The 24069-nt window shown below is 65.1% G+C and carries 18 protein-coding genes and 1 pseudogene; 5 read left to right on the top strand and 14 right to left on the bottom strand.

Going from position 1 to position 24069, the window contains the following annotated elements; genetic code table 11:
- Positions 1-231: 231 nt before the first annotated feature.
- Entirely contained in the window at positions 232-1965 is a 1734-nt protein-coding gene (locus tag ACIDOCELLA78_RS000000104910; protein WP_201727483.1) for an IS1634 family transposase, read from the top strand.
- Between the two features lie 9 nt (positions 1966-1974).
- On the opposite strand, the gene ACIDOCELLA78_RS000000104905 is transcribed toward ACIDOCELLA78_RS000000104910, so the two are convergent.
- Positions 1975-3228 (bottom strand): MFS transporter, encoded by a 1254-nt coding sequence (locus ACIDOCELLA78_RS000000104905; RefSeq protein WP_201728642.1) that lies wholly within the window; start codon positions 3226-3228, stop codon positions 1975-1977.
- 114 nt (positions 3229-3342) lie between these two features.
- On the opposite strand from ACIDOCELLA78_RS000000104905, the gene glk reads away from it, so the two are divergent.
- Complete coding sequence (glk, locus tag ACIDOCELLA78_RS000000104900) at positions 3343-4344, top strand: glucokinase (protein ID WP_201728641.1); 1002 nt, start codon at positions 3343-3345, stop codon at positions 4342-4344.
- A gap of 63 nt (positions 4345-4407) precedes the next feature.
- Here the strand turns inward: glk and ACIDOCELLA78_RS000000104895 are convergent, their stop codons facing one another.
- The 9 genes and pseudogenes from ACIDOCELLA78_RS000000104895 to ACIDOCELLA78_RS000000104855 all read right to left on the bottom strand — a co-directional run bounded on the left by ACIDOCELLA78_RS000000104895 (position 4408) and on the right by ACIDOCELLA78_RS000000104855 (position 12661).
- Positions 4408-5562 (bottom strand): hypothetical protein, encoded by a 1155-nt coding sequence (locus ACIDOCELLA78_RS000000104895; RefSeq protein ID WP_201728640.1) that lies wholly within the window; start codon positions 5560-5562, stop codon positions 4408-4410.
- Positions 5563-5571: 9 nt separating this feature from the next.
- Positions 5572-5994, bottom strand: a complete 423-nt coding sequence (locus ACIDOCELLA78_RS000000104890) for a biopolymer transporter ExbD (RefSeq protein WP_201728639.1) — start codon at positions 5992-5994, stop codon at positions 5572-5574.
- A gap of 28 nt (positions 5995-6022) precedes the next feature.
- Entirely contained in the window at positions 6023-6328 is a 306-nt protein-coding gene (locus tag ACIDOCELLA78_RS000000104885; RefSeq protein ID WP_201728638.1) for a transposase, read from the bottom strand.
- A 71-nt stretch (positions 6329-6399) separates the two neighbouring features.
- Complete coding sequence (locus tag ACIDOCELLA78_RS000000104880) at positions 6400-8076, bottom strand: IS1634 family transposase (protein ID WP_201727475.1); 1677 nt, start codon at positions 8074-8076, stop codon at positions 6400-6402.
- Positions 8077-8341: 265 nt separating this feature from the next.
- Positions 8342-8734 (bottom strand): IS5 family transposase, encoded by a 393-nt coding sequence (locus ACIDOCELLA78_RS000000104875; protein WP_201728637.1) that lies wholly within the window; start codon positions 8732-8734, stop codon positions 8342-8344.
- A gap of 77 nt (positions 8735-8811) precedes the next feature.
- Positions 8812-9216, bottom strand: a pseudogene (locus ACIDOCELLA78_RS000000104870) (ExbD/TolR family protein); the annotation flags it as partial.
- A 5-nt stretch (positions 9217-9221) separates the two neighbouring features.
- Positions 9222-10169 (bottom strand): MotA/TolQ/ExbB proton channel family protein, encoded by a 948-nt coding sequence (locus ACIDOCELLA78_RS000000104865; RefSeq protein WP_283770831.1) that lies wholly within the window; start codon positions 10167-10169, stop codon positions 9222-9224.
- A gap of 50 nt (positions 10170-10219) precedes the next feature.
- Positions 10220-10846, bottom strand: a complete 627-nt coding sequence (locus tag ACIDOCELLA78_RS000000104860) for a hypothetical protein (protein ID WP_214006281.1) — start codon at positions 10844-10846, stop codon at positions 10220-10222.
- Positions 10847-11026: 180 nt separating this feature from the next.
- Positions 11027-12661 carry a TonB-dependent receptor domain-containing protein gene (locus ACIDOCELLA78_RS000000104855; RefSeq protein ID WP_201728634.1) on the bottom strand — a complete coding sequence of 545 codons (1635 nt, stop codon included), beginning with the start codon at positions 12659-12661 and terminating at the stop codon, positions 11027-11029.
- A gap of 253 nt (positions 12662-12914) precedes the next feature.
- Between ACIDOCELLA78_RS000000104855 and ACIDOCELLA78_RS000000104850 the strand changes: the two genes are divergently transcribed.
- On the top strand, positions 12915-14594 hold the full coding sequence (locus tag ACIDOCELLA78_RS000000104850; RefSeq protein ID WP_201728633.1) for an IS1634 family transposase: 1680 nt from the start codon (positions 12915-12917) through the stop codon (positions 14592-14594).
- A 115-nt stretch (positions 14595-14709) separates the two neighbouring features.
- Here ACIDOCELLA78_RS000000104850 and ACIDOCELLA78_RS000000104845 read toward each other — a convergent pair whose 3' ends face one another.
- Together ACIDOCELLA78_RS000000104845 and hemW are read right to left on the bottom strand one after the other, a co-directional pair.
- Positions 14710-15750: a LacI family DNA-binding transcriptional regulator gene (locus ACIDOCELLA78_RS000000104845; RefSeq protein WP_201728632.1), complete on the bottom strand. Its 1041-nt coding sequence runs from the start codon at positions 15748-15750 to the stop codon at positions 14710-14712.
- A gap of 335 nt (positions 15751-16085) precedes the next feature.
- Complete coding sequence (hemW, locus tag ACIDOCELLA78_RS000000104840; protein WP_201728631.1) at positions 16086-17234, bottom strand: radical SAM family heme chaperone HemW; 1149 nt, start codon at positions 17232-17234, stop codon at positions 16086-16088.
- 202 nt (positions 17235-17436) lie between these two features.
- Between hemW and rpsB the strand changes: the two genes are divergently transcribed.
- Together rpsB and tsf are read left to right on the top strand one after the other, a co-directional pair.
- On the top strand, positions 17437-18210 hold the full coding sequence (gene rpsB / locus ACIDOCELLA78_RS000000104835; protein ID WP_201728630.1) for a 30S ribosomal protein S2: 774 nt from the start codon (positions 17437-17439) through the stop codon (positions 18208-18210).
- Between the two features lie 73 nt (positions 18211-18283).
- Positions 18284-19189: a translation elongation factor Ts gene (tsf, locus tag ACIDOCELLA78_RS000000104830; RefSeq protein WP_201728629.1), complete on the top strand. Its 906-nt coding sequence runs from the start codon at positions 18284-18286 to the stop codon at positions 19187-19189.
- A 150-nt stretch (positions 19190-19339) separates the two neighbouring features.
- Here tsf and ACIDOCELLA78_RS000000104825 read toward each other — a convergent pair whose 3' ends face one another.
- Positions 19340-21010 carry a methyl-accepting chemotaxis protein gene (locus tag ACIDOCELLA78_RS000000104825; protein WP_201728628.1) on the bottom strand — a complete coding sequence of 557 codons (1671 nt, stop codon included), beginning with the start codon at positions 21008-21010 and terminating at the stop codon, positions 19340-19342.
- A gap of 240 nt (positions 21011-21250) precedes the next feature.
- On the bottom strand, positions 21251-23923 hold the full coding sequence (locus ACIDOCELLA78_RS000000104820) for a hypothetical protein (RefSeq protein WP_201728627.1): 2673 nt from the start codon (positions 23921-23923) through the stop codon (positions 21251-21253).
- Between the last annotated feature and the right edge of the window lie 146 nt (positions 23924-24069).

The raw sequence follows: 24069 nt of genomic DNA, 5'->3' as shown, positions 1-24069 counted from the left end.
GGACACCCGGACGAACCAACATCGTGGCTCCTGCTGCAAGGAACATCAGCACGCCGCCGAGCAACAACGCGTCGGACGCGTGATTGTGGAAGAGCGTGCTGTAGACTGAAGTTTTTACTTGGGAATGACCTGAACGTGGCGGATAGCCTCGCGTAGCGCTGATTTCTTGCGAGCGTTTTGTGTCCATAAATGGGGCTTGCGGTGCGACTCGATCTGTGATTCGCTCGGGTTATGTTCATCGATGTGGTTCCGAATGGCCGATCGGCGCCGGCCGTGCTGTTGCGGGAGAGTTTCCGCGAGGGGCGGAAGGTTCACAAGCGTACCATCGCCAATCTGAGCCAGATGCCGCCCGCGTTGATCGATGGCCTACGAGCGCTGCTCGCGGGTGGCGCGGTGGTTGGTGGTGCCGATCAGGCGCTGGAGATCCGGCGTTCGCTGCCGCATGGTCATGTGGCGGCGGCACTCGGGATGATGCGCAAGCTCGGGATACCCCGCCTGCTGGGCCGGAGGGCGTCGCGCGAGCGCAGTCTCGCCCTGGCGCTGATCGCCGGCCGGGTGATCGCGCCGGGATCGAAGCTCTCGACCCTGCGCGGCCTGAACCCGGAGACCGCAACATCGAGCCTCGGGCAGATGCTTGATCTCGGTGTCATTGAAGAGCGCGAGATCTATGCGGCGCTGGACTGGCTGGGCACGCAGCAGGGGCGGATCGAACGGGAGTTTGCAAGGCGCCATCTGCGCGACGGCACGCTGGTGCTCTACGACGTCAGTTCATCCTACCTCGAAGGCCGGCATTGCGAACTGGCACACCACGGATACAGCCGGGATCACCGGCCCGATCGGCCGCAGATCGTCTATGGTCTGCTGTGCGATCGCGAGGGGCGGCCGATCGCAGTGGAAGTGTTCGAAGGCAACACCGCCGATCCGGCGACGATCGCCGCCCAGGTGGAGAAACTCAAGCGCCGGTTCCATCTCGAGCGCGTCGTCCTGGTGGGTGATCGCGGAATGATCACCACGGCGCGGATCCGCGAGACGATCAAGCCGGCGGGGCTGGACTGGATCAGCTGCCTGCGCGCGGGGCAGATCCAGGATCTTGCCGAGGGACCGCTGCAGATGTCGCTGTTCGACGAGCGCGATATCGCCGCGATCACGTCGCCCGATTATCCGGGCGAGCGGCTGATCGCCTGTCGCAACGCCGCCCTGGCGACCGAACGACGGCGCAAGCGCGAGGCGCTGCTCGTGGCCACCGAGACGGAACTGGCGCGGATCCGGGATGCGACACGGCGCAAACGCGCTCCTCTTCATGGCGAGGCCGCGATCGGGCTGGCGGTGGGGGCGGTGATCAACCAGCGCAAGATGGCCAAGCATTTCGATCTCACCATCACCGCCAGCCGCTTCGATTTCCAGCGCAACGCCGCCAGCATCGCGCGCGAGGCGGCCCTCGACGGCATCTATGTCATCCGCACCAGTGTGAGCGCGGACGTCATGAGCGAGACCGAAGCCGTGTCAGCCTACAAGGATCTCTCACGGGTGGAACGGGCGTTCCGGTCCCTCAAATCGGTCGATCTCGCGATCCGCCCGGTGCATCACTGGCTCTCGCCGCGGGTGCGTGCCCACGTCTTCCTCTGCATGATGGCCTATTACGTCGAATGGCATCTGCGCGACGCCCTCAAGCCCCTGCTGTTCCAGGATCACGACCGGCCAGGCGCGGAAACTGAACGCTCATCGCCGGTTGCCCCCGCATCGATATCCCCGGCCGCCGATCGCAAGCGCGGGCGACGCCGCAACGACCAGAACCTGCCGATTTCGAGCTTCACCGACCTGATGGCGCATCTCGCCACACAGACCCTCAACACCGCCTCCCTACCCAAGGCGCCGAACGCCACCTTCACCGCTCTGGCAAACCCCACGTCGCTGCAAACCACCGCCTTCGCCCTGATCGGGATCGACCCCATGCGTGTCCAGTAAGCGGCAAAATCAGATCTCGAAGTTCACCGATAAATACAGGGAATTTGCTTTCGAATCAGTGAAAACTTCAGAGTAGATCAGGGGCATGGTGATACTGAACAGGATCATCGGAATGACGATGAACATGTTGAAGATGCCCATGTAGACGCCCGTTCGGGCGGAGGGGATCGAATCTGTCAGCATGACATAGGGGTTTCCCATGATGCTTCCCCAGCCCAGGCCAACGCCGATGACGGCGACGAACAGCCAGTCACGATCATGGATCAGCGGGATGGCGAGCATCGTCAGACCCGCAGCGACCAGACACAGCGCATGAACCTTGTCAGGGCCGAATCGGCGGCTGACGGGCACCATCGCATAGGCAGCAGCGGCCGCGATCAGATTGTAGAATGCGCCAATGTCGCCATTGGTCAGAACCGCACTGCGAAATCCGTCGGATGCAACGATATTCGTATGATATACGGTTTCGGATATCGAATAGATGACGTAGCCCCAGTAGCAGCTCATCGCGTACCATTGGAACAGACTCATCATTCCCATGCGCCGCATCGGGGCGGGCATTTCCCGGATGGCGCTGAAGATTTCGCCGAGAGTCGACTGCTTCGGCTCGACCGGTGGAGCCGGCAATTCGGGGACGGCGAGGACCGACCAGAGAATGGTGGAAATCGAGACCACCGCCCCGATCACGAACACGACATGGGTAACAACCGGTATCCCATTCGCGGCCACCGCGTTTCGGCCGACGCCAAGCGCCACCAGGACGGCCGGCGCCGCATAGGCCAGGGTTTGCGCGAGACCCGTGAAGGAACTTTGAGTGAGAAAGCCCAATTCGCGCTGGCCCGCCGACAGGCGGTCGGAAACGTAGGCGCGATACGGCTCCATCGTGACATTGTTGGCAGCGACCAAAATCCAGAGCAGCGCCGCGGCCACGCCGATCGATCCGCTATAGGGCATCGCGAACAGGCACAGGCTGCACGCCAGAGCACCCGCAATGAAATACGGCACACGGCGCCCCCATCTGGTGCGCGTCCGATCGGAGAGCGCGCCGATGACAGGCTGCACGAGCAAGCCCGTTACCGGCCCCGCGAGATTGAGCAGCGGCAGGACCGCCTGGCTGGCGCCGAGATAACTGTAAATCGGTCCCATATTTCCCTGCTGCAATCCAAAACTGAACTGCAGACCGAAAAAGCCGAGATTCATCAATAAAATTCGCCAAAATGACAGAATTGGCTTTGGCTTCTCGTGTTGTGCGATTTCGGTCACCACTCTCGTTCCACCCGCTGCGCCCCTTCCTTCCTGTTAGTCTATGACATAAACACTCGACGCTTGCAATCGATTGCACTAGGGTTTGTTCTGTTGGGGGAAATGAGAAACGCCATGGAAGAAACGCACGAGATCGTTGTTGCCGATATCGGCGGCACACATGCGCGCTTCGCGCGCGCGCAACTGTGCGCACGGGGGGTTGCATCGGTTTCATCGCCGGTCACGCTGCGGACGAGCGATTTCGCATCGCTTGATCTCTGCTGGAAGGAATTTGCCAACCGTCAGGATACGCCGCTGCCGAAGGACGCGAGCATCGCCGTCGCCTCGCCGGTGTCGGCGGATGTCATGAAATTGACTAACAGCTCCTGGCTGATCCGCCGCGCGCATCTGCGCGACGAGCTTGGCCTTGAGACTGTTATTCTTCTCAACGATTTTTCAGCCATCGGCCATGCTGTTGCACACCTGCCGCAAGAGGGATTTTCGCATCTCTCAGGCCCGCCGAGGCCCCTTCCGGAAAGCGGGGTGATCAGCGTTATCGGTCCGGGGACGGGGCTTGGCGTGTCGTGTATTCTTCGCAAAGACGGCCACAGCTTCATCATCGGCAGCGAGGGAGGGCATATCGATTTTGCGCCGCTCGACCTGTTCGAGGATTTTCTGCTGACAAGGCTCCGCAGCCGATATCCCCGCGTCTCCGTCGAGCGCGTTGTGTCGGGGCCGGGACTGTCGAACATCTATCAATCCCTCGCCGAGATGGAACGGTGTCCGGTGCGGTTTGCCGATGATCGGCGTCTCTGGACCACGGCACTGAGCGGCACCGACAGACTGGCCTCCGAGGCGCTGGCGCGGTTCTGCCGATGCCTCGGGGCTGTCGCGGGTGATCTCGCACTGGCGCACGGGGCGGCGGCGGTCGTCATCGCCGGCGGGGTCGGCGCGCGCCTTGCCGATTATCTGCCGAAATCGGGGTTCGCCGCGCGCTTTGCCGCGAAAGGGCGGTTTGAACCAATCATGGCGGATATGCCTGTGAAGCTTCTCATCCACCCGCAGCCGGGGCTGTATGGCGCCGCGATGGCCTATCTAGAGCATCATCCGATCAGATGGAGTCATCTGATCGGATAAAATGGATCGGAAAGTGCTCTGGTGTCCCGAACCTGAAATCCACCGGATTTCAGATTCGGGACACTATTGAACGTCAAGCCATAGTTTCGCCAGCGTTCCGGCATCGTCGTGGCTGTCGATCGCGCGCCACATCGCCTGGGCTTTGGCTGGCTCACCGGCTTCCTTGAACGCGATCCCCATCTCAAGCTCGGCCTGGGCGGGTTGAGACAGCCGACCTGAGCGGATCGCCTCTGCCATGAGACGCAGGCCCGCTTTGTCGCCGCCCTCGACACTGTTCCATCCGATGTAGAACAACGCCTGTTCATCGTGAGACTTCCGGGCTTGCGCGACTGCCGCGGCCTGCCCCGCGCCCTGGTCGGCGACACGCTTCTTGACCAGGGCCATGAGGCGCTTCTGACGGTCCAGATCGGCGCCGGCGCCCATCACCCCACTGGCGAAACCGTGGGTGATGATGGCCAGCGCCTCGTTGTTCAGCCCCGCCTGCAACGCCTCCTGGGTTGCAAGCATATAGGCGGGTTCGGTTGCCGGAACCCCTGCGGCCTGCTGCAGCCTGAAGAAATCGAGCGCCAGGCGGTCGGCATAAACCGGCCTGGTCCGCAAGACGCCGAGCAACTGCGTCCAGTTCGCCTGCGTGGGATAGGCCTGCACCATCAGGGACAGGGCGCGGACATACCCGTCATTGTCCCTGGTCGTGGCATAGCAATAGGCGACCATCTGCAAATCGGTGAGTGAGCCATGCGGCCCGACCGCCTGGCTGAGCGGCGCGCACTCGTTCAACTTGAAATAGGATTGCAGCAATAATTGGTGATAGCGCGGGTCCCTGGACAGATGCGTCTTGATGACACCTGCGGCATGGGCGTAGTCGCCGGCCGCGTAGTAGGAACTCGCCTCCGCCTCGGCGACGACCGTGAGCCTTGGGCCTGACAATTGGCCGCTGGCCAGGAGCCCCGCATAGTCGGCGGCGGCGGCGGCATGGTCGCCGCGGGCCGCATCGATCGCGGCGCGTATCTGCAGGATCGTGAAGCTTTCCTCTGCCGTCTTCCCTGACACTGCCTCGGCTTTTGCCACATCACCGAGCGCCGCGGCGTAGCGGTGCGCGCTCAGGGCCTGCTCGGCGGCCCGCAGCGGGATGGCAATTTGCGGGCGAAGCGCCGCATATGCTGGCGCGGCCATCAGCATGGCGATGCCCAGCGCGAGAGTCCTGCGAAGCGCCTTCATTCACCTCTCCTATTGCGCAAACTGTTCGTTTCCAACGATACCGATCTTGGTCACGTCGTCACGCTCGGCGATCGCCATGACGGCGATGACATCACCGTAGCTCGCGAGCTTGTTCGGGTTGACGTGAACCTCCGGCTGGTCGGAAGCGGCGGCGATCTGCTTGAATTTTGCGTCCAGCGCCGTGAGGTTCGGCACTAACACACCGTTCCAGTAGATCGTTCCGTCGAAATCGATGTCCACCTGAACGACCGGCGGCGGAGAGGTGGGCGGCGGCGGGGCCCCGTTGGGCAGGTTCAGATTGACGGAATGCAACTGGATGGGAATCGTGATGATCAGCATGATCAGCAACACCAGCATCACATCGATCAACGGCGTGGTGTTGATGTCCACCATTTCTTCGGGCTCGTCGCCCGAGCCGAGATTCATCGCCATGGCTAGCTCCCCGCGTTAGGTTCTGGACTCAACTGATCCAAGATGTGACGGCGAGGACGAGGCAGATACCTGCGAGGAAATTTCGTGCGGTTTTGTCGTAGCGTGTGGCGATGGCGCGCCAGTCCTTGAGCCTGCAGAAGGCGCGTTCGATGAGATTGCGCTTTCTGTAGGCGACGGGGTCGAAGGGCGGAATGGCGCGGCGGTTGGGCATGGGCGAGATCACGGGCCTGGTGCCTTGGCGGGTGAGGAAGGCGCGCAGGTCATCGGCGTCGTAGGCTTTGTCGGCGATCAGCTCTTCTGGCCCGACTTGAACAGCGACCTGAAAATAGTCCAATGAAAACAGCCATGTATTGTGGGCGCGTGGTTTCTTAGCACCACACCCTGCGGCTTTCGGGAGGATTTGGATCAGGAAGCGGATGCGTCTCGCACGTTGGCTGGCAGGGCGACGCCGGCGGCCTTGAAGATCGGCCCGATCGAGTTGGTTGCTGGGGTGCGCAGGACGATCTGCTGCCCGCGCTTGCTGATGGTGACCTCCTGGAGGCGGTCGAGATCACGCAGGAGATCGGCCCATTCGACGCGCTTGCCGGCCCGGCGGAGTTTTTCGTCGAGCGCCTGGTGCAGGATCAGCGCGAGGAACGAGCAGAAGACGTGGCCGCGGATGGCGGCGTCGGAGGAATGGTAGATTGGCCGGGTGCGCATTGTCGCCTTCGCGACACGGAACAGCCGTTCGACATTCTGCAGGTCCCGGTAGCGGATCACCGCCTGCAGCGGTGAAATCCGGGCGTTGGAGCGCAGCACGAAGACGCCGTCGAAGCGGGCTTCCTCGGCGAGCTTGCCGGCGTCGATCTCGAACAGCTTGTGCTTGCGGCCGGGCTTTGCGTCACTGACCGGGCGCAGGAAGCGGCGATAGGCGGAGTTGCCGATCAGCGCCTTATCGCCGCGCGTCAGCTGACGATCGAGGGCGGCGACCACCTTGCGCCTGGTCTCGGCCTCTTCGATGGCCACCGCCTCGTTGCGGCAGACGATATAGCGCTTGCCCGCGACCTTGACCTCCTTGATGAAGAGCTGGGTCTCGTCGCCACCGGCGCGCTCGAGGCAGAGCGGGGTGTAGGGGCGCTCATCGGCCAGCACCACCTCGCGGACGATGCGGTCGGTGCGTTCCCTTGCGCCGAGCACGTATTCCAGCCCGCGCTCCTCCAGCGCGGCGATCGTCGCGGCACTGATCATGCCGCGATCGGCGACGACGCAGACCCGGCCGATGCCGAAGCGCGACCGCAGGCGGTCGATCACCGGCACCAGCACCGAGACATCGGCGGTGTTTCCTGGCCACATCTCGGTGCAGATTGGCCTTCCGTCCTGATCGATCACCACGCCGAGGATCATCTGCGCGAGCTGTGGGCGGTAATCCTTGGAGTGGCCCCGCGCGCCCAGCGTCTCGCCGCCGGCACCTTCGAAATACAGCGAGGTGGTGTCCATGAACACGACCGAGAGGTCGGTGAACAGATCATGCCGTCGGGCGAAGAGACGCTCTTCCACCAGATCCTTCACCGTCCGTGGCGCAAAGGGCGTGGCATCCCCCTGTTCCTCGTCCGGCAGCTCTTCGCCGAGCCAGGCCATGGCGCGGTAGAGGTGATGCAGGCCGAGCTCCTCGGTGCCGGGAATGTCGTAATCCTCGAGCCATTTGTCGCAGGCGCGATCCGAGCCCGAGACCATGATCCGGTGGAGCACGGTGGCGAACACCGCGCGCTCGACCGGGAACTCGAACTGCCGCCCGGCCAGCAGCTCCTCGAACACAGCAGCGATCCCGCTCTCCTGCCACAGTCGGCCGAACAACAGCGGCGCGCCGATCCGCTTGCAGCTCAGCCCGTCCGGATTGCCTGCCGCCAGCTGGGCCAGGACCGAGGCACGGTCGGCATAGCGCGCGATCGAGGCGGCGAGGCGGTCGAGACCTCCATCGGCCAGGACGACTTCCTTCCGGCCCAGGTTCTTGATGATGCGCTGCTTGCTGCGCCCGTCCTCACGGACGCTCTCGACCAGATAAAGGTAGCTGTAGCCGTTGATTCGCTTCTCGCGCACGAACATGCCGAATTGGCAGCCGAAAACCAATCATAAATCAAGTTAAAAGAAGCAATTTACGCAATTATTTAGCACCACGTTTTTGCAAAATCCCGACGTGCCTACGAAAATCTCGAGTGAAATCAAAGATCTCAACTTACGATACCGTATCGTTCCGGGTTTGACTGTTTAAGTCGGGTCTGGTGGCGGTATTGTGGGCAGAAGCGCCCTGGCGCCGCTGATGTCGGAGGCCTGTCCCGGCGTCAGGAGGAGTGCGGCGATGCGCCCCTGCTCATCCGCGACGGCGTGGATCTTGGTCGTCCGTCCACCCTCGACCGGCCGATAGCCTGGCTTTGCGCCCCCCTTTACCGCCCGCGGCCGCGCGATGTGCCCGAACCGAGGTGCTGTCCACCATGGCGATGCGCGGCGGATACGCGCAGGCGACCAGGGCCGCAAAGATCTCCTGCCAGAGGCCACGCTGGCTCCAGCGGTTGAACCGGTTGAACACCGTGGTTCGTGGCCCATAGGCCTCAGGAAGCGCTCGCCATCGCAAGCCCTCGCGAAAGCGATGCAGGATGCCGCTCAGCACCCGGCGGTCATCAACCCGAGGCTTGCCGCCAAGCTTCGGCAGCAATGGTTCGATCGCAGCCCATTGCGTGTCGTTCAGCCAGAAAAGTTCCGCCATGTTCCAAGTCCTCCAAACAGACTTGAATCAGACGCTCCGTAGTCATGGCAATAGGTACAGAACCTAGAGCCAGTGGGGTCGGTCACGAAATTCACCTTCGTGATTCCCACCTGCTGGCAGATAAACAAGACCTGCCCGACCGATTTGTATTGCGCATTTCTATCGCCACGGATCACGATGGCCGGCTGTGGATTTTCGCGCGCGATTTTGATCATGTCCCGACGCAGCGTCGCCACATCGGGGATCAGTTGCTGGTTCCAGTAAATCCCGCCCTTGCGATCGACCGAAATGTTGATGTTTTCCGGCCTGGTTTGCAGCGGCTGATTTTTTTCATGCGGGAGCTGAACGGGAATGGTGTGCGTGACCACCGGAATGGTGATGAGAAAGATGATCAGCAGCACCAGCATCACGTCAACGAGGGGGGTGGTGTTGATGGTGGAGACGAGGTCGTCGTCTCCATCACCGCCAAGCTGCATTGCCATGGCTGTTACGCCACCTGCTCGGCGGCATCGCTGCTCAGCAGCACGAAGAGCATCTTTTTGGCGAATTTGCGCACGAGATCCATCGACCTCTTGTTGCGGCGCACGAGGAAATTGTACCCAAGCACGGCCGGAACCGCGACCGCGAGACCGATGGCGGTCATGATCAGCGCCTCGCCCACGGGGCCGGCCACCTTGTCGATGCTCGCCTGGCCGGCGATGCCGATAGCGGTGAGCGCGTGATAGATGCCCCAGACCGTGCCGAAAAGCCCGACGAACGGCGCTGTCGAGCCGACCGTGCCCAGCAGCGCCAGCCCGTCTTGCAGGCGGCTTTGCACACCGGCCACGCCATCCTCGATCGACGAGGTCGCGAAGCTGTGCAGATCGATTTTACCAAGCAGGCCCGGATGTTTCTCGAGCGACTCGATGCCGGTCTGGGCGACGTAGTGAAAGGCCGTGCCTTTCCTCATTGTCGCGGTCGCGACGCGGACGGAGCCGGCATTCCAGAAGCCCGCATCGACCGCCTTCGCGTCGCGAAACAGTCGCGATTGGGCGATCCCCTTGGTGATCAGCACGTACCAGCTGCTCATCGACATCACGACCAGGATGAGCAAGGTGCCGCGCGCGACAAAATCACCATGGGCCCACAATGCACCGAGCCCATAAGGATTTGCTATGCTGATGATTCGGGGCTGGCGGGCGGGCGGCGGTGCTACGGGCGGCGCGGCCTGGGCGCCATTGGCAGTGGCGGCAGAGGACGCAGGCGCGGGCGTGCTGGCTGCCGCCGGCGCGGCGGCGGCAGAGGACGCAGGTGCGGGCGTATTGGCTGCCGCAGGCGCGGCAGCGGCAGGCGCGGGAGACGGGCTGGGCGCGGAGCTTTGGGCGTGTGCCACGGACAGCCCGGAGCAGAGGAGAAACATCGCCGCAAGTCGGAAAAGATTCTGTTTGTTTGACATCGTCGTCACCTAAACTTGACTGTTAAAATAAGGTCCGGACACGCCGGGGATCAATTCGCCCTGAATTCAAAGGGGGCTCGCACCAGAACAGTCTTCCCCTGGCCGTGACAGGACAGCATGCTGACGCCTTGCAGGGCGAGCCGGTTGACGCCCGGGAAAGTCGAGGACACGACGTGGGGATTCGCGACCGCGCCGCTGGCCTCAACCGAGAACTCGACGACCACGCTTGCACTGTTGATCCCCTCCGAGTCGGATAGTCTCTGGAATGCGTTGGAAAGTGCCTGAGCAACGCGCACGATATTGGGGCAGACCACGCCGATGCTGACAGGATGTGGCTTGGCGGGCGCGGGCTTGGCGGGGACGGGCTTGAGCGCGGTGGGAGCCGTCGGCCTGGTGGAAGACGTTACGGCAAACACCGGCTTTTGCCGCGGCGGTTGTTGAATCTGGACAATCGGCGGCGGGATGTAGGGTGGCGGCGGCGCGCTCAATACGGGCGGGGGCGGGGGCGGCGGCGCTACCGGCGGCGGCGGCGGAGCAGAGGCTTTCACAATCTTGATTTCCAGAGGCTTCCTGAGCAGATCGACCGCGCTCGTGGCCAGGCCCGAGACAAGGGCATAGACGAGGAAGACATGCAGCACGATGACGATGCCAATGCCAATCGCCTTGTTTCGGTTCATTGGAACGTTGTCGCCAAACTCCATAGTCAATCTCTCCCGGGAGATCGCCCGCAGGGGCCTGATTTTATAAAAACCGCGGCGCGCGGCACCGGCCGGCCCATTCCGGCTTTGGACAAGGGACAGTCACAAAGAGAGGCCAGGCCGCTCGCGAACCTGGCCAGTTTGAAACAACAGTTCAGGTTAGAAATTGTAGCGAACCGAAGCCTGGACCGTTCGCCCATTGAACGCGCGGGCTGCCGCAGCCGTCGCGCCGCTGATATTGTCCAGCTCCGAATAGGCAATCGCGTTGGTCACGTTGCTCGCGGTGAGCATCGCTGTGAGCTTGGGGGTCACGTGATAGGTCGCGAACAGGTTGAGCAGCGCATAGCCCGGCATGACGATGGTGTTCTGATCATTGCCGTAGGACGAGGTTGTTCCGATGACATTGCCGCCGACCGTGAGTTTCCGATACGTGTAGGATGGCGAAATCTGGAAGATCCAGTCGGCCTGGCGCTGTGGCGTCATGCCGAGCGCCCCCGTCTCGTTGGTCGAGGTGATGCGCGCATGGGTGTAGGTCGCGCCAGCCCGGACCTGGAAGCCGCGATAGACATAGCCCAGTTCGATCTCCGCGCCGTATGAGTGGTATTTGTTGGCGGATGCGACCTGTGTGGTCACGTCGTAATTCGACTCCGACGTGTAGGCATCGAACAGCGTGACGAAGGCGTTGAGGTTTCTGTAGCGCCCCTTAACACCGCCTTCATATTGCTTGACTTCATTGATCGGGATCGGGGCCGAACCGTTGAGGTCATTCTGGCCGGGATTGATGATGCGGTCCGCGTTGAAGGAAACGCCATCGCTGATCCGGCCGAAGACTGCGAGGTTGTGGTTGAACTCGTAGTTCGACCCGACCGAGTAGGAGGTGTGCCGAACCGAATAATTCACGTTGTACTGGTTGGCGGCCAGATACCGATACGAACCGTTGCTGAGCACGGCTCCATTGAAATAGCCGCTTGCGTTCTGGATGTCTTCACGGACGCTCGCATCACTGGTCAGCTTGCCGAACGACCAGCCGAGATCGAGATAGGGCGAGGTCGTCACGTACGAGACGTGATAGGTCCGATCGCAACATCCGCCAAAGCCGCTGCCGATGCCGCCGATCGATGTCGTCGAGTTGAGGAGCGCGGCATTCCCCTGATCGATCCCCATCAGATAGGAATTGAAGTTCCACACCAGATCGAGGTTCTGGTTCGCGACGTAAAGTCCGGCCGTGGGCGTGAAGGTGCCGAGCGATCCCGCATCGAGGCTCCTCGACACTTTGAGGTCGTTGGCGATGTTGCCCAGATTGTTGAGGCGGGTGTCAAACGCCACCGTGGAGTAGGCCGTGCCGGTGTAGGTTTGCCCGACATTGGGGCCGGTGACCCATGTGGCGCCGGTAACGACCGAGCCGTTATTCGCCGGATAGATGCCCATGAACCCGCCGCGGATCGCCGCATAACGGAAATTGTCCTTGACGTTTATGCCATTCTCAAATGTCTTCGACAGTTGAAATCCGATCGACGCATCCTTTGCCTGGAAGCCGGAGTTGAAATTGGTCGCGGAATAGCCGTTGTTGGAGTTCAGCGTGACGTCCTGACCCAGATTCGGCGAGTAGAAGCTGAATGTCCGAGGGTCGATGCCCGGGATCGCACGGATCGATCCGTTGATGGTGGTCACCGGCACCGGCAGGGCGGTTGGCCCCTGATCGTCAAGATAGCCGAAATTGACCCGGATATAGCCGCCCTTGATGTCATGCGTGAAATTGCCATGGATCTGGCCGCCATGGGAAATGCCATCCACCGCATTCCGCGATCCGCCCTGCCCGTAATGATAGAAGCCGGCGATCTCGAAGCGGTTGTTGGCGTTGATCGGGCCGCCATACCCGACTTAAACAGTCAAACCCGGAACGATACGGTATCGTAAGTTGAGATCTTTGATTTCACTCGAGATTTTCGTAGGCACGTCGGGATTTTGCAAAAACGTGGTGCTAAATAATTGCGTAAATTGCTTCTTTTAACTTGATTTATGATTGGTTTTCGGCTGCCAATTCGGCATGTTCGTGCGCGAGAAGCGAATCAACGGCTACAGCTACCTTTATCTGGTCGAGAGCGTCCGTGAGGACGGGCGCAGCAAGCAGCGCATCATCAAGAACCTGGGCCGGAAGGAAGTCGTCCTGGCCGATGGAGGTCTCGACCGCCTCGCCGCCTCGATCGCGCGCTATGCCGACCGTGCCTCGGTCCTGGCCCAGCTGGCGGCAGGCAATCCGGACGGGCTGAGCTGCAAGCGGATCGGCGCGCCGCTGTTGTTCGGCCGACTGTGGCAGGAGAGCGGGATCGCTGCTGTGTTCGAGGAGCTGCTGGCCGGGCGGCAGTTCGAGTTCCCGGTCGAGCGCGCGGTGTTCGCCACCGTGCTCCACCGGATCATGGTCTCGGGCTCGGATCGCGCCTGCGACAAATGGCTCGAGGATTACGACATTCCCGGCACCGAGGAGCTCGGCCTGCATCACCTCTACCGCGCCATGGCCTGGCTCGGCGAAGAGCTGCCGGACGAGGAACAGGGGGATGCCACGCCCTTTGCGCCACGGACGGTGAAGGATCTGGTGGAAGAGCGTCTCTTCGCCCGACGGCATGATCTGTTCACCGACCTCTCGGTCGTGTTCATGGACACCACCTCGCTGTATTTCGAAGGTGCCGGCGGCGAGACGCTGGGCGCGCGGGGCCACTCCAAGGATTACCGCCCACAGCTCGCGCAGATGATCCTCGGCGTGGTGATCGATCAGGACGGAAGGCCAATCTGCACCGAGATGTGGCCAGGAAACACCGCCGATGTCTCGGTGCTGGTGCCGGTGATCGACCGCCTGCGGTCGCGCTTCGGCATCGGCCGGGTCTGCGTCGTCGCCGATCGCGGCATGATCAGTGCCGCGACGATCGCCGCGCTGGAGGAGCGCGGGCTGGAATACGTGCTCGGCGCAAGGGAACGCACCGACCGCATCGTCCGCGGCGAGGTGGTGCTGGCCGATGAGCGCCCCTACACCCCGCTCTGCCTCGAGCGCGCCGGTGGCGACGAGACCCAGCTCTTCATCAAGGAGGTCAAGGTCGCGGGCAAGCGCTATATCGTCTGCCGCAACGAGGCGGTGGCCATCGAAGAGGCCGAGACCAGGCGCAAGGTGGTCGCCGCCCTCGATCGTCAGCTGACGCGCGGCGATAAGGCGCTGATCGGCAACTCCGCCTATCGCCGCTTCCTGCGCCCGGTCAGTGACGCAAAGCCCGGCCGCAAGCACAAGCTGTTCGAGATCGACGCCGGCAAGCTCGCCGAGGAAGCCCGCTTCGACGGCGTCTTCGTGCTGCGCTCCAACGCCCGGATTTCACCGCTGCAGGCGGTGATCCGCTACCGGGACCTGCAGAATGTCGAACGGCTGTTCCGTGTCGCGAAGGCGACAATGCGCACCCGGCCAATCTACCATTCCTCCGACGCCGCCATCCGCGGCCACGTCTTCTGCTCGTTCCTCGCGCTGATCCTGCACCAGGCGCTCGACGAAAAACTCCGCCGGGCCGGCAAGCGCGTCGAATGGGCCGATCTCCTGCGTGATCTCGACCGCCTCCAGGAGGTCACCATCAGCAAGCGCGGGCAGCAGATCGTCCTGCGCACCCCAGCAACCAACTCGATCGGGCCGATCTTCAAGGCCGCCGGCGTCGCCCTGCCAGCCAACGTGCGAGACGCATCCGCTTCCTGATCCAAATCCTCCCGAAAGCCGCAGGGTGTGGTGCTAAGAAACCACGCGCCCACAATACATGGCTGTTTTCATTGGACTATTTTCAGGTCGCTGTTCAAGTCGGGCCTGAGTGCAATCAGGTTTTCGCCAGTTTTCCCCGCCGCCGCCGCGGGCGGGGCGCGATACTGGCGCCGCAGGACGCGCGTATGATCAGACGCACCGGCACGACGCTGGAGCGCACGTCCTCTCCCGCCATCCGCTTGAACAGCTTGTTCACCATCAGGCGGGCCCCGGCCGCCAGATCCTGATGCACGGTGGTCAAGGCGGGGGTGTAGGAAGCGGCCAGCATCAGGTCATCGAACCCCACGACCGCGGCGTCGCGCGGGACATTCAGGCCATGACGATCGAAAATGTTGATCGCGGCGCCCGCCAGCTGGTCCGAGGCGGCGAAGACCGCATCGAAGGGCGTCCCCTTGGCCAGAAATTCGCCGATCGCCGCGTGGCTGCCAGCTTTCCTGAACGTCACGCGGCACTCGAGGGCAGGGTCCCAGCTCACACCGGCCCCGGCCAGGGCCTCATGGTAGCCTTCGAAACGCGCGGCGATCTCTGGCAATTCCCGGTCGCCGAAAAAGGCGATCCGCCGATGGCCGCGTTCGAGCAGGTGCTCGACCGCCATGCGCCCCCCGGCGCGGTTGTCGGACCCGACGGTGATGTAGGCGTCATCGCCCATATCGGCGCCCCAGACCACCAGCGGCTTGTAACGCTGGCCCAGCGCCTTGATCTGCGCGTGCTGAGTGCTCTGCCCGATGAGCAGGATGCCATCGCTCCGCCGCTCGATCACCAGATTGGCGAGGCCGTTCGGTTCGCCGGCGCCGATCTTGCGCAGCAGGAGGTCATAGCCGCGATCGGCCAGTTCGTCGGCCAGGAATCCCAGCATCTCGAGGAAAAACGGATCGGATATTCCCTGATCGACTTCATGATGCAGCGGAACGGCGACGGTAATGGTGCCGGTTCTTTGCAGCCGCAGGTTGCGGGCCGTGTGGTCGACCGTATAGCCGACAGCTTCGGCGATTTCCCGAATTCTCTCCCGTGTCGCCTGGCTGATGAGCGTGCTGCCCCGCAACGCCCGGGAAACGGTCGCCTCGGAGACGCCGGCTAGGCGGGCGATATCAGACATTTTTCTTGACACGTGAGCGATACCCTATCCCGTTGTCTCACATACGAGCGTGGCGGGCGCTGCCAACCACACCCGACGCCGCGGGGCGCCCGGCCGGACGCCGATCCGGAACGGGCGCGCCCCTCGCGCATGGACCTTGGCGTCAATAGCACCGCGGCGTGCGCGATGTCGAAATGCCGCACGCCGATGGGCCAGCGTCGCCCGGATACCGGGCCGTGGTGATCGGGGTATTGGCGTCGCAGAGCCTGGCGAAGCCGGCCGTGGCGCATGCGGGGGGCACGCGCCGCCGATCGATGCGTTTCCGGAAATTCGGGTCCTCCGTGGGGGCGGCGCGGTCAGCTCAGCAGGGCTGCGAGCAGGGAATCGAGCCGCTTGCGGCCCTCATAGGTCGCCGCGACGCGCGCTGCCGTGATGTCGAGATAGCCGGCCTCGATCGCCCGCGCCGTCATGTCGGGGTCGAGCAGGCTGACGAGATCGCGGCCGGTTCGCGCCGCGTAGGCGTCGCGGTCGATTCCCTCGGCGAGACGCAACCCCATCAGCAGCGCCTCGCGGGCCCGGTCATCGGCGCCGATCGCGATCTCCTCGGTGCTGCCATGACCTGCCGCCTCGACCCGCGCGGCCCATTCCTCCGGCGCGCGGTGCCGCCGGGTTGCCAGCAGTGTCGTGCCCAGGCTGATCCGCCCATGCGCGCCGGCACCGATGCCGGCATAGTCGCGGTAGCGCCAGTAGGCGAGGTTGTGGCGCGATTCCTCGCCGGGCTTCGCGTAGTTGGAGATCTCGTAGGGGGCGAGGCCGAAGCGGGCCGCTTCCTCGGCGGTGGCGTCGTAGAGCGCGGCGGCGTCGTCATCCTCGGGGAGCGCGAAATCGCCGCGGGCATGGGCGGTGGCGAAGCGGGTGCCGGGCTCGATGGTGAGCTGGTAGAGCGAGAGATGATCGAGCCCGACGGCGAGGGCGGCGCCGAGTTCGGCGCGCCAGGCGGCGAGCGTCTGGCCGGGCCGGGCATAGATCAGGTCGAAGGACAGGCGCGGGAAGATGGCGCGGCCGAGTTCGACCGCGGCCAGCGCCTCGGCGGCGCCATGCTCGCGGCCGAGAAAGCGCAGCGCGTCGTCGTTCAGGCTCTGCACGCCGATCGAGACGCGGTTCACCCCGGCCGCGCGATAGGCGCGGAACCGCCCGGCCTCGATGCTGGTGGGGTTGGCCTCGAGCGTGATTTCGAGATCGGGGGCGGGGGCGAACAGGCGGCAGGCCCGCCCGATCAGTGCGGCGACGCTTTCGGGCGCCATCAGGCTCGGCGTGCCGCCGCCGAAGAAGATCGAGGTCAGGCGGCGCGGGCCGAGGCGGGCGGCCTCGTAGTCAAGCTCGGCGAGGAGTGCGGCGACGATCCGCGGCTCCGGGATGCGCTCGCGGACATGGGAGTTGAAGTCGCAATAGGGGCATTTTGCCTTGCAGAAAGGCCAGTGGATATAAAGGGCGAGCGGGGTCATGCGGGGTGGTTTAGCATGTCTTGCGCGGAAGGAAGATCTGGGCCATACGGCGCGGGTCGGCACGCTTTCGAGCGAGGATGCCGATAATTCGCACACGAAGCGCCTTATCCAGCGCGCTGGTTCCGGTGCCGCAAGGCTCGGCTTCGTGGAGGTTCAACCGGATGGCGGCCCGCGCGGTCGCCCCAGACAAGGATACCAGATCATGGCGATGCCAGACGTTTCCCTGCGTCAGCTCCTCGAAGCCGGCGTGCATTTCGGCCACAATACCCGCCGCTGGAACCCGCGCATGTCGCCGTTCCTGTTCGGCGTGCGCAACCAGGTTCACATCATCGACCTGCAGCAGACGGTGCCGATGCTCGAGCGCGCGCTGCGCGAGATCCGCAACGTGACCGCCGGCGGCGGGCGGGTGTTGTTCGTCGGCACCAAGCGGGCCGCGGCCGAGCATGTGGCCGATGCGGCGAAGCGCTGCGGGCAGTATTATGTGAACCACCGCTGGCTCGGCGGCATGCTGACCAACTGGAAGACCATCACCAACTCGATCCGCAAGCTGCGGCAGATGGAAGAGACGCTCGCCGGCGAGGGCCAGGGCCTGACCAAGAAGGAAATGCTGAACCTGATGCGCGAGCGCGAGAAGCTCGACCGCGCGCTGGGCGGCATCAAGGAAATGGGCGGCCTGCCGGACATCCTGTTCATCATCGACACCAACAAGGAGAAGCTCGCGGTCGAGGAAGCCAACAAGCTCGGCATTCCGGTCGTCGCGGTGCTCGACTCGAACTCGAACCCCGAGGGCGTCACCTATCCGATCCCGGGCAATGACGACGCGATCCGCGCCATCACGCTGTATTGCGACCTGGTCGCCAACGCGGTGCTCGACGGGATCAGCGCCGAGATGGCCGCTTCCGGCGCCGATATCGGCGCGCTGGAGGAGCTGCCGGCCGAGGCGGTGGCGGACGAGGACGCCGAGGCGCAGGCCTGAGCCGCAGGCGGGACGAATTCCGGGCCCGCCGCGCGGCGGGCCCGGCCCTGTTCATTTTCTGAGGAGAACTCCCATGGCCGAAATCACCGGCGCGATGGTCAAGGATCTGCGTGAAAAGACCGGCGCGGGCATGATGGACTGCAAGAAGGCGCTGACCGAGAGCGGCGGCGACATGGAGGCCGCGATCGACTGGCTGCGCAAGAAGGGTCTTGCCGCGGCGGCCAAGAAGTCTGGCCGGACGGCGGCGGAAGGCCTGGTCGGCGTTGCGCATGAGGGCAACAAGGCGGCGATGGTCGAGGTGAATGCCGAGACCGACTTCGTGGCCCGCAACGAAGCGTTCCAGAATTTCGTCGAGACCGCGGCGAAGCTGGCACTCACCGTGGGCGAGGATGCCGAGGCGCTGAAGGCGGCCACCTATCCGGGCACGTCGCACAGCGTTGCCGACGAGCTGGTCAGCCTGGTCGCGACCGTCGGCGAGAACATGTCGATCCGCCGGGTTGCGGTTGTCGAGGTGAAGGACGGCGTCGCGGCCTCCTACGTGCATGGCGCGTTGAAGCCGGGGCTCGGCAAGATTGGCGTTCTGGTGGCGCTCGAGGGCAATGCCAGCGAGGCGCTGGCGACGCTGGGCCGGCAGATCGGCATGCATGTCGCGGCGACGCGGCCGGACGCGCTGAGCATCGCCGAGGTCGATCCGGCGGCGCTGGAACGCGAGAAGGCGGTGCTGGCCGAGCAGGCACGCGCCTCCGGCAAGCCGGAAGCGATCATCGAGAAGATGGTCGAGGGCCGGGTGAAGAAGTTCTACGAGGATGTGGTGCTGCTGGAGCAGACCTGGGTGCACGACGGCGAAAGCAAGGTGCAGAAGATCGTCCAGGGCGCGGGGGCGACGCTGACCCGTTTCGTTCGGTTCACCCTGGGCGAGGGGATCGAGAAGGAAGCCACGGACTTTGCGGCGGAAGTCGCGGCGGCGGCGGGGGTCTGACCCTTCGCTGCGATCCGCCGCGCGGCGATGCGCGGCGGGAGTGGGATGTCGAGGACGGCGGCGCGGCGATCGCGCCGCCGTTTTCATGTCCGGCCGCCGGGGTGGGCAAGAGCGGGTTGCGCCGCCCTGCCCTGCCCTGCCCTGCGTCGCTCAGACCAGCGCGGGCAGTGGCGGCGATGCGGCGGGCGGGCGGGCGGGCGCGGTGGCGGCGGGAGCGGCGAGGGTTCGGAAGCCGGCGACGCGGTCGGCCAGGCGGCCGATTTCCTCGCGCAGGGAATGGGTGGCGGCGGAGGTTTGCTCGACCATCGCGGCGTTCTGCTGCACGGCAACGCTGACCTCGCCGGCAGCGGCATTCAGCTCGGCGAGGCTGCCGGCCTGCTCGGCGGCGGCGGTGGCCATTTCGCCGACCAGGCCGTGCAGGTCGGTGACATGGCTCAGGATGGTATCGAGCGCCGTGCCGGTTTCACCAACGAGACGCACGCCGGCATCCACCTGTTCGGAGGAGCGGGCGATGAGCTGCTTGATCGATTTCGCGGCCTCGGCCGAACGGTGGGCAAGGGCGCGGACCTCGGTGGCGACGACGGCGAAGCCGCGCCCGGCCTCGCCCGCACGGGCGGCCTCGACCCCGGCGTTCAGCGCCAGCAGGTTGGTCTGGAACGCCACCTCGTCGATCAGGCCGATGATCTGGTCGATCTCGCGGGATGACGCCTCGATCCGGTTCATTGCCGCCACCGCCTCGCCGACGACGGCGTGGGATTTGCGCGCGGCAGCGCTGGTGGCATCGACCGCCTTGGCGGCGCGGGCGGCATTGGCGGCGGTTTTGCCAAGGCCGGTGGTCACGCTGCCGAGCAGGGTGCTGACCTGTTCGAGGGAGGTGGCCTGACGCTCGGTGCGGCCGGAGAGATCGCCGGCGGCGGTGGCGATTTCGGTGACGCCGAGATTGATCTCGTCGGTGCTGCGGCGCACGCCGGCGATGCTTTCCGACAGGCGGCTCGCGGCCGTGTTGAAATCGACGCGCAGCCGGTCGAGCGAGGGGATCAGTTCATGGCCGATCGCGACGGAGAGATCGCCGTTGGACAGGCGCGCCAGCGCATCGCCGACCAGCCCGACCTCGCGCATGCGGGCGGTGAGATCGACCGCGAACTTGACGACCTGGATCACCTTGCCCTCGGTATTGTAGACCGGATTGTAGGTGGCCTGGAGCCAGACGGACCGGCCGCCCTTGCCGATGCGCTCGAACTCGGCGGAGAAGAACTCGCCCTTGCGCAGCCGCTCCCAGAAGGCGGCGTAGGCCGGGCTCGCGGCATAGGACCGGGTGGCGAACATGGCATGCCGGCGGCCGACGACCTCGTCGCGCGCATAGCCCATCGTGGCCAGGAAGTTGCCGTTGGCATCGAGAATGGTGCCGTCGAGCGTGAAGGTGATGACGGCCTGCGAGCGGCCGATCGCGTTGATCAGGCCCTCATTGGTGGCGGCGGCGGTGGTTTCGGCGGTGATGTCGAGCGCGGCGGCGGCGATCCGCACCACGCGGCCGCTTCGGTCGCGCACCGGGGTATAGACGGCGCGCAGCCACAGCTCGTTGCCGGCCTTGCCGAGGCGGCGGAACACGCCGGAACTGGCGGCGCCGGCGGCAAGGCCGCGCCAGAAGGCGGCATAGGCCGCGCTGTCGCGCTCGGCAGGGGCGACGAGCAGGCGGTGATGGCGGCCGGCAAGCTCGGCGAGGTTGTAGCCGGTGAGGCGAAGGAAGCGCTCGTTGGCATCGAGGATCGTGCCGTCCGGCGTGAAACTGGCGAGACCGAAGGATTCGCCAAGAGATTTCATGTTTCGATATTTGTCTATAAAATGACTTAAACGAAAAACCATGGCGCGGGACGGTCCCTGTCTGCAATCCTCTTCGTGTCTATTTGAGAATTGTGCACACTTGATTAACGGAACCACGGCGGAAGACCGGCGTTTTTCGCGGGTCGGCATCCGGGACGGCGCGGATATCATGGTGTCTGATTTCATTTTCATTGCCGTTTGGACGGGATTTTTTTGCGGGCAATAAAAATTGACGATTTGTCAGCGAGTCCGGCCGAGACCGCGCGCCGCCGCGACGAGCAGGGCGAGAAGGCCGAGAGACGCGGCGACCCAGGCGAGGCGGCTGTAGCGCGGCGCGAAGGTGAAGCGCAGACGGTTGATCCCCTGGTGCAGGGGGACGGACTGGAACACCTCGCCCGTGCGGGTGAGCGGGATTGGCGCCGCGTTGTCGGTGGCGCGCCAGCCGGCGGCGTAAAGCTCGCGGCGGGTCAGGCGCGCGGGCGCCGCACAGGTGGCGATGACATGATCGGTGCCGGGCGATGACAGGGAACAGGCCGGGTCGGTCGTGTAGAACGGCGCGGCGTTGGTCAGGCGCCAGATGCTGAGCAGATGGTCCGACCAGGCGCGGACCAGGTAGGGCGACCGGGGAGCACTGAACACGAGGCGCGGGGTGTGGAGGGGGACCGGCTTGCCGTCGGGCCCGGTGATCGCGACGGCGGCGGGGTTGTGGGTGATGTAGGCCCAGACGGCATCCGGGCTGGTGCCGCCGCGATGGGCGAAGGTGATGGTGTAGGCCTCGCCCTGCCGCAGATGGACGGGGTGGTCGAGCTTCACGGTGAAGGGGCCGTTATCCGGCGAGCCCTGCATCGGCGCGTGGCCGGAGGCGCAGGCGGCGCCGGGCGCGCCGGGGCAGATCGTGATGGTTCCGGTGCCGTTGGCGGCGTTGCCATAGGTGCCGTGGAGAATGCCGATCCGGGTGAAGGCGGGGAGCCTGGCAAGGGCGGCGGAGGCGGTGCCGCGGAAGGTCATCGCATGGCCCGGCGCGAGGGGAATGCCCAAGGCATTGGCGCTGATCGGCGGGAAGGCGACGGTGGACGCGGGGATGAAGGACGGGGGGGCGATCAGGTAGCGGATGGCAAGGGCGGCATAGGCCGGCTCGCGGCGCAGGAATTCATCGCGGGCGTAGGTGGGGGTGAGCGGGGCGAAAAGCGGCTGGAACAATGCGGGAGGCAGACGCCCGCCGAATTCGGGGGCGAGATGGTCATGGATGTAGCGGGCGAAGGAGAGGTCGGCCGGGAAATATTCGTAGTTGATGTCGGGATAGCCGAAATAGGCGGAATAATTGGCGAGGATCGGGCTGAGCGTGTAGGCGCGGGCCGGGGTGAGGTGGGTGCGGAGATAGGCGAGCGCCGCCGTATCGAGCGTGCCGGCGCGGTGATTGCCGAGCCGGGGGACGAGGAACAGGGCGATGGCGTTGGTGGCGAGCAGCGCGACGAAGGCGAGGCGCCGGGCCTCGCCGCGCAGGGCGTAGAGCGCGAGGGCGGCCAGCAGGAGACTGGCGGCGGCGGCGGCGAGGGCGGCGCGATACCAGGCATGCTGGATGATGGCGGCAGCGGCGGCGAGGCGCCAGGGCAGCAGCGACGGCGCGGCGAGCACGCCGGCCGCGAGCAGCAGGACGAGGGCGGCCAGCAGCGGCAGGGCCCGGGGCAGCGGGGCGGAGCGGGCGGCGTCGATCCCGCAGGCGGCGAGGGTGGCGATGGGCAGCAGCCAGATGGGGGTGGCGTAGCGCCAGAAATAGACCTTGCCGAGGCCGGGGATGAGGTTGCTGGCGGCGATGATGGGGTGGATGCCGAACAGGCGGGCGAGGCAGCCCAGCGTCCAGACGCCGAGGAACAGGGCGAGGCCGCGATCGCGCGCCGCGATCAGCCCGGACAGGGCGGCGAGGATGGGCAGCAGGCCGATGGAGCGGCCGGTCGCGTCGGCGAGGCCGAACAGCGGGTCGCTGCCGATCCAGTCATTCAGGGGGCCGAAGACATAGGGCACGAGGAGGCCGGCGATGCCCCGCGCGGGGATCGATTGCTGGCCGAAATTATGGCCGCCGAGCTGGCCGCTGGCGAGCAGTGCATCGGCGAAGGCGACGAGCTGGGGCGCGGCGATGGCGAGGCCGCAGAGGCCACCGGCGGCGACGCGGAGGGCGAAGGCTGCCCGGTGCGGGGCGCGGACGAGGCGGAAGGCGGCCCAGGCGAGGGCGAAGAGCCCGTTGAGATACGCGGCTTCGGGGAAGCCGGCGAAGATCGAGAAGGCGATGCCGAGCGCGACCAGGATGACGGCGCGGTGGGGGTGCGCCGGGTCTCGCGCATCCTCGATGCCGTGCAACGTGATGGGCAGGAAGGGCATCGCGCAGAGTTCGCCGATATGCGGCGGGTAGGCGAAGACGGAGTTGAAGGCGAAGAGCAGCGCGCCGGCGAGGGCGGCGAGGCGGCCGAGGGACAGCCGGCGGAACAGGGCGTAGGTCGCGAGGCCGAGCATGGCCTGCATGAGGGTTTGCAGCCAGACGACGCCTGTGGGCAGGGCGAGGAGCAGGACGAAGGGCAGGAAGAAGGCGGCGGGCTGGATTTCGCCGGCGAGCGGCAGGCCGATGCCGTTATCGGGGTTCCACCAGGGCAGGCGCAAATGGAGCCAGTCTTGCGCGGCGAGATGGCCGAGGGCCTGGGTGGTCCAGCCGATATTGGGATCGCCGAACGACTGGCCGTGGATCAGGCCGGGGAGGACGCCGGTCGCCGCACCGGAGCTTGTCCAGATCGGGTTCAGGCTGACGCCGAACAGCCAGGCGGGCAGCAGACCGAGCAGCGGGGCCAGCGCGAGGATCAGCGGCGGGACGAGAGGATGGCGGTCGAGCCAGTCGGGGGGCGCGAGGGGGGACGTTCCGGTCATGCGCAGGGCAGTTACGGTAACTTCGTGGTATCTTCAATCCACAGCGATGGCGCGGGGCGCAAGGGGGGATGGCGTGGATCAGCCCCCTGCCCCGCGGCGCGCCGGGCGGGTTGGCCGGATTCCGCTTCGGGTGGGGCTGGTGACGG

Source organism: Acidocella sp. C78, assembly GCF_907164655.1.
The sequence above is the reverse complement of the archived record's forward strand: the minus strand, read 5'-3'. Positions and strand labels throughout refer to the sequence as shown.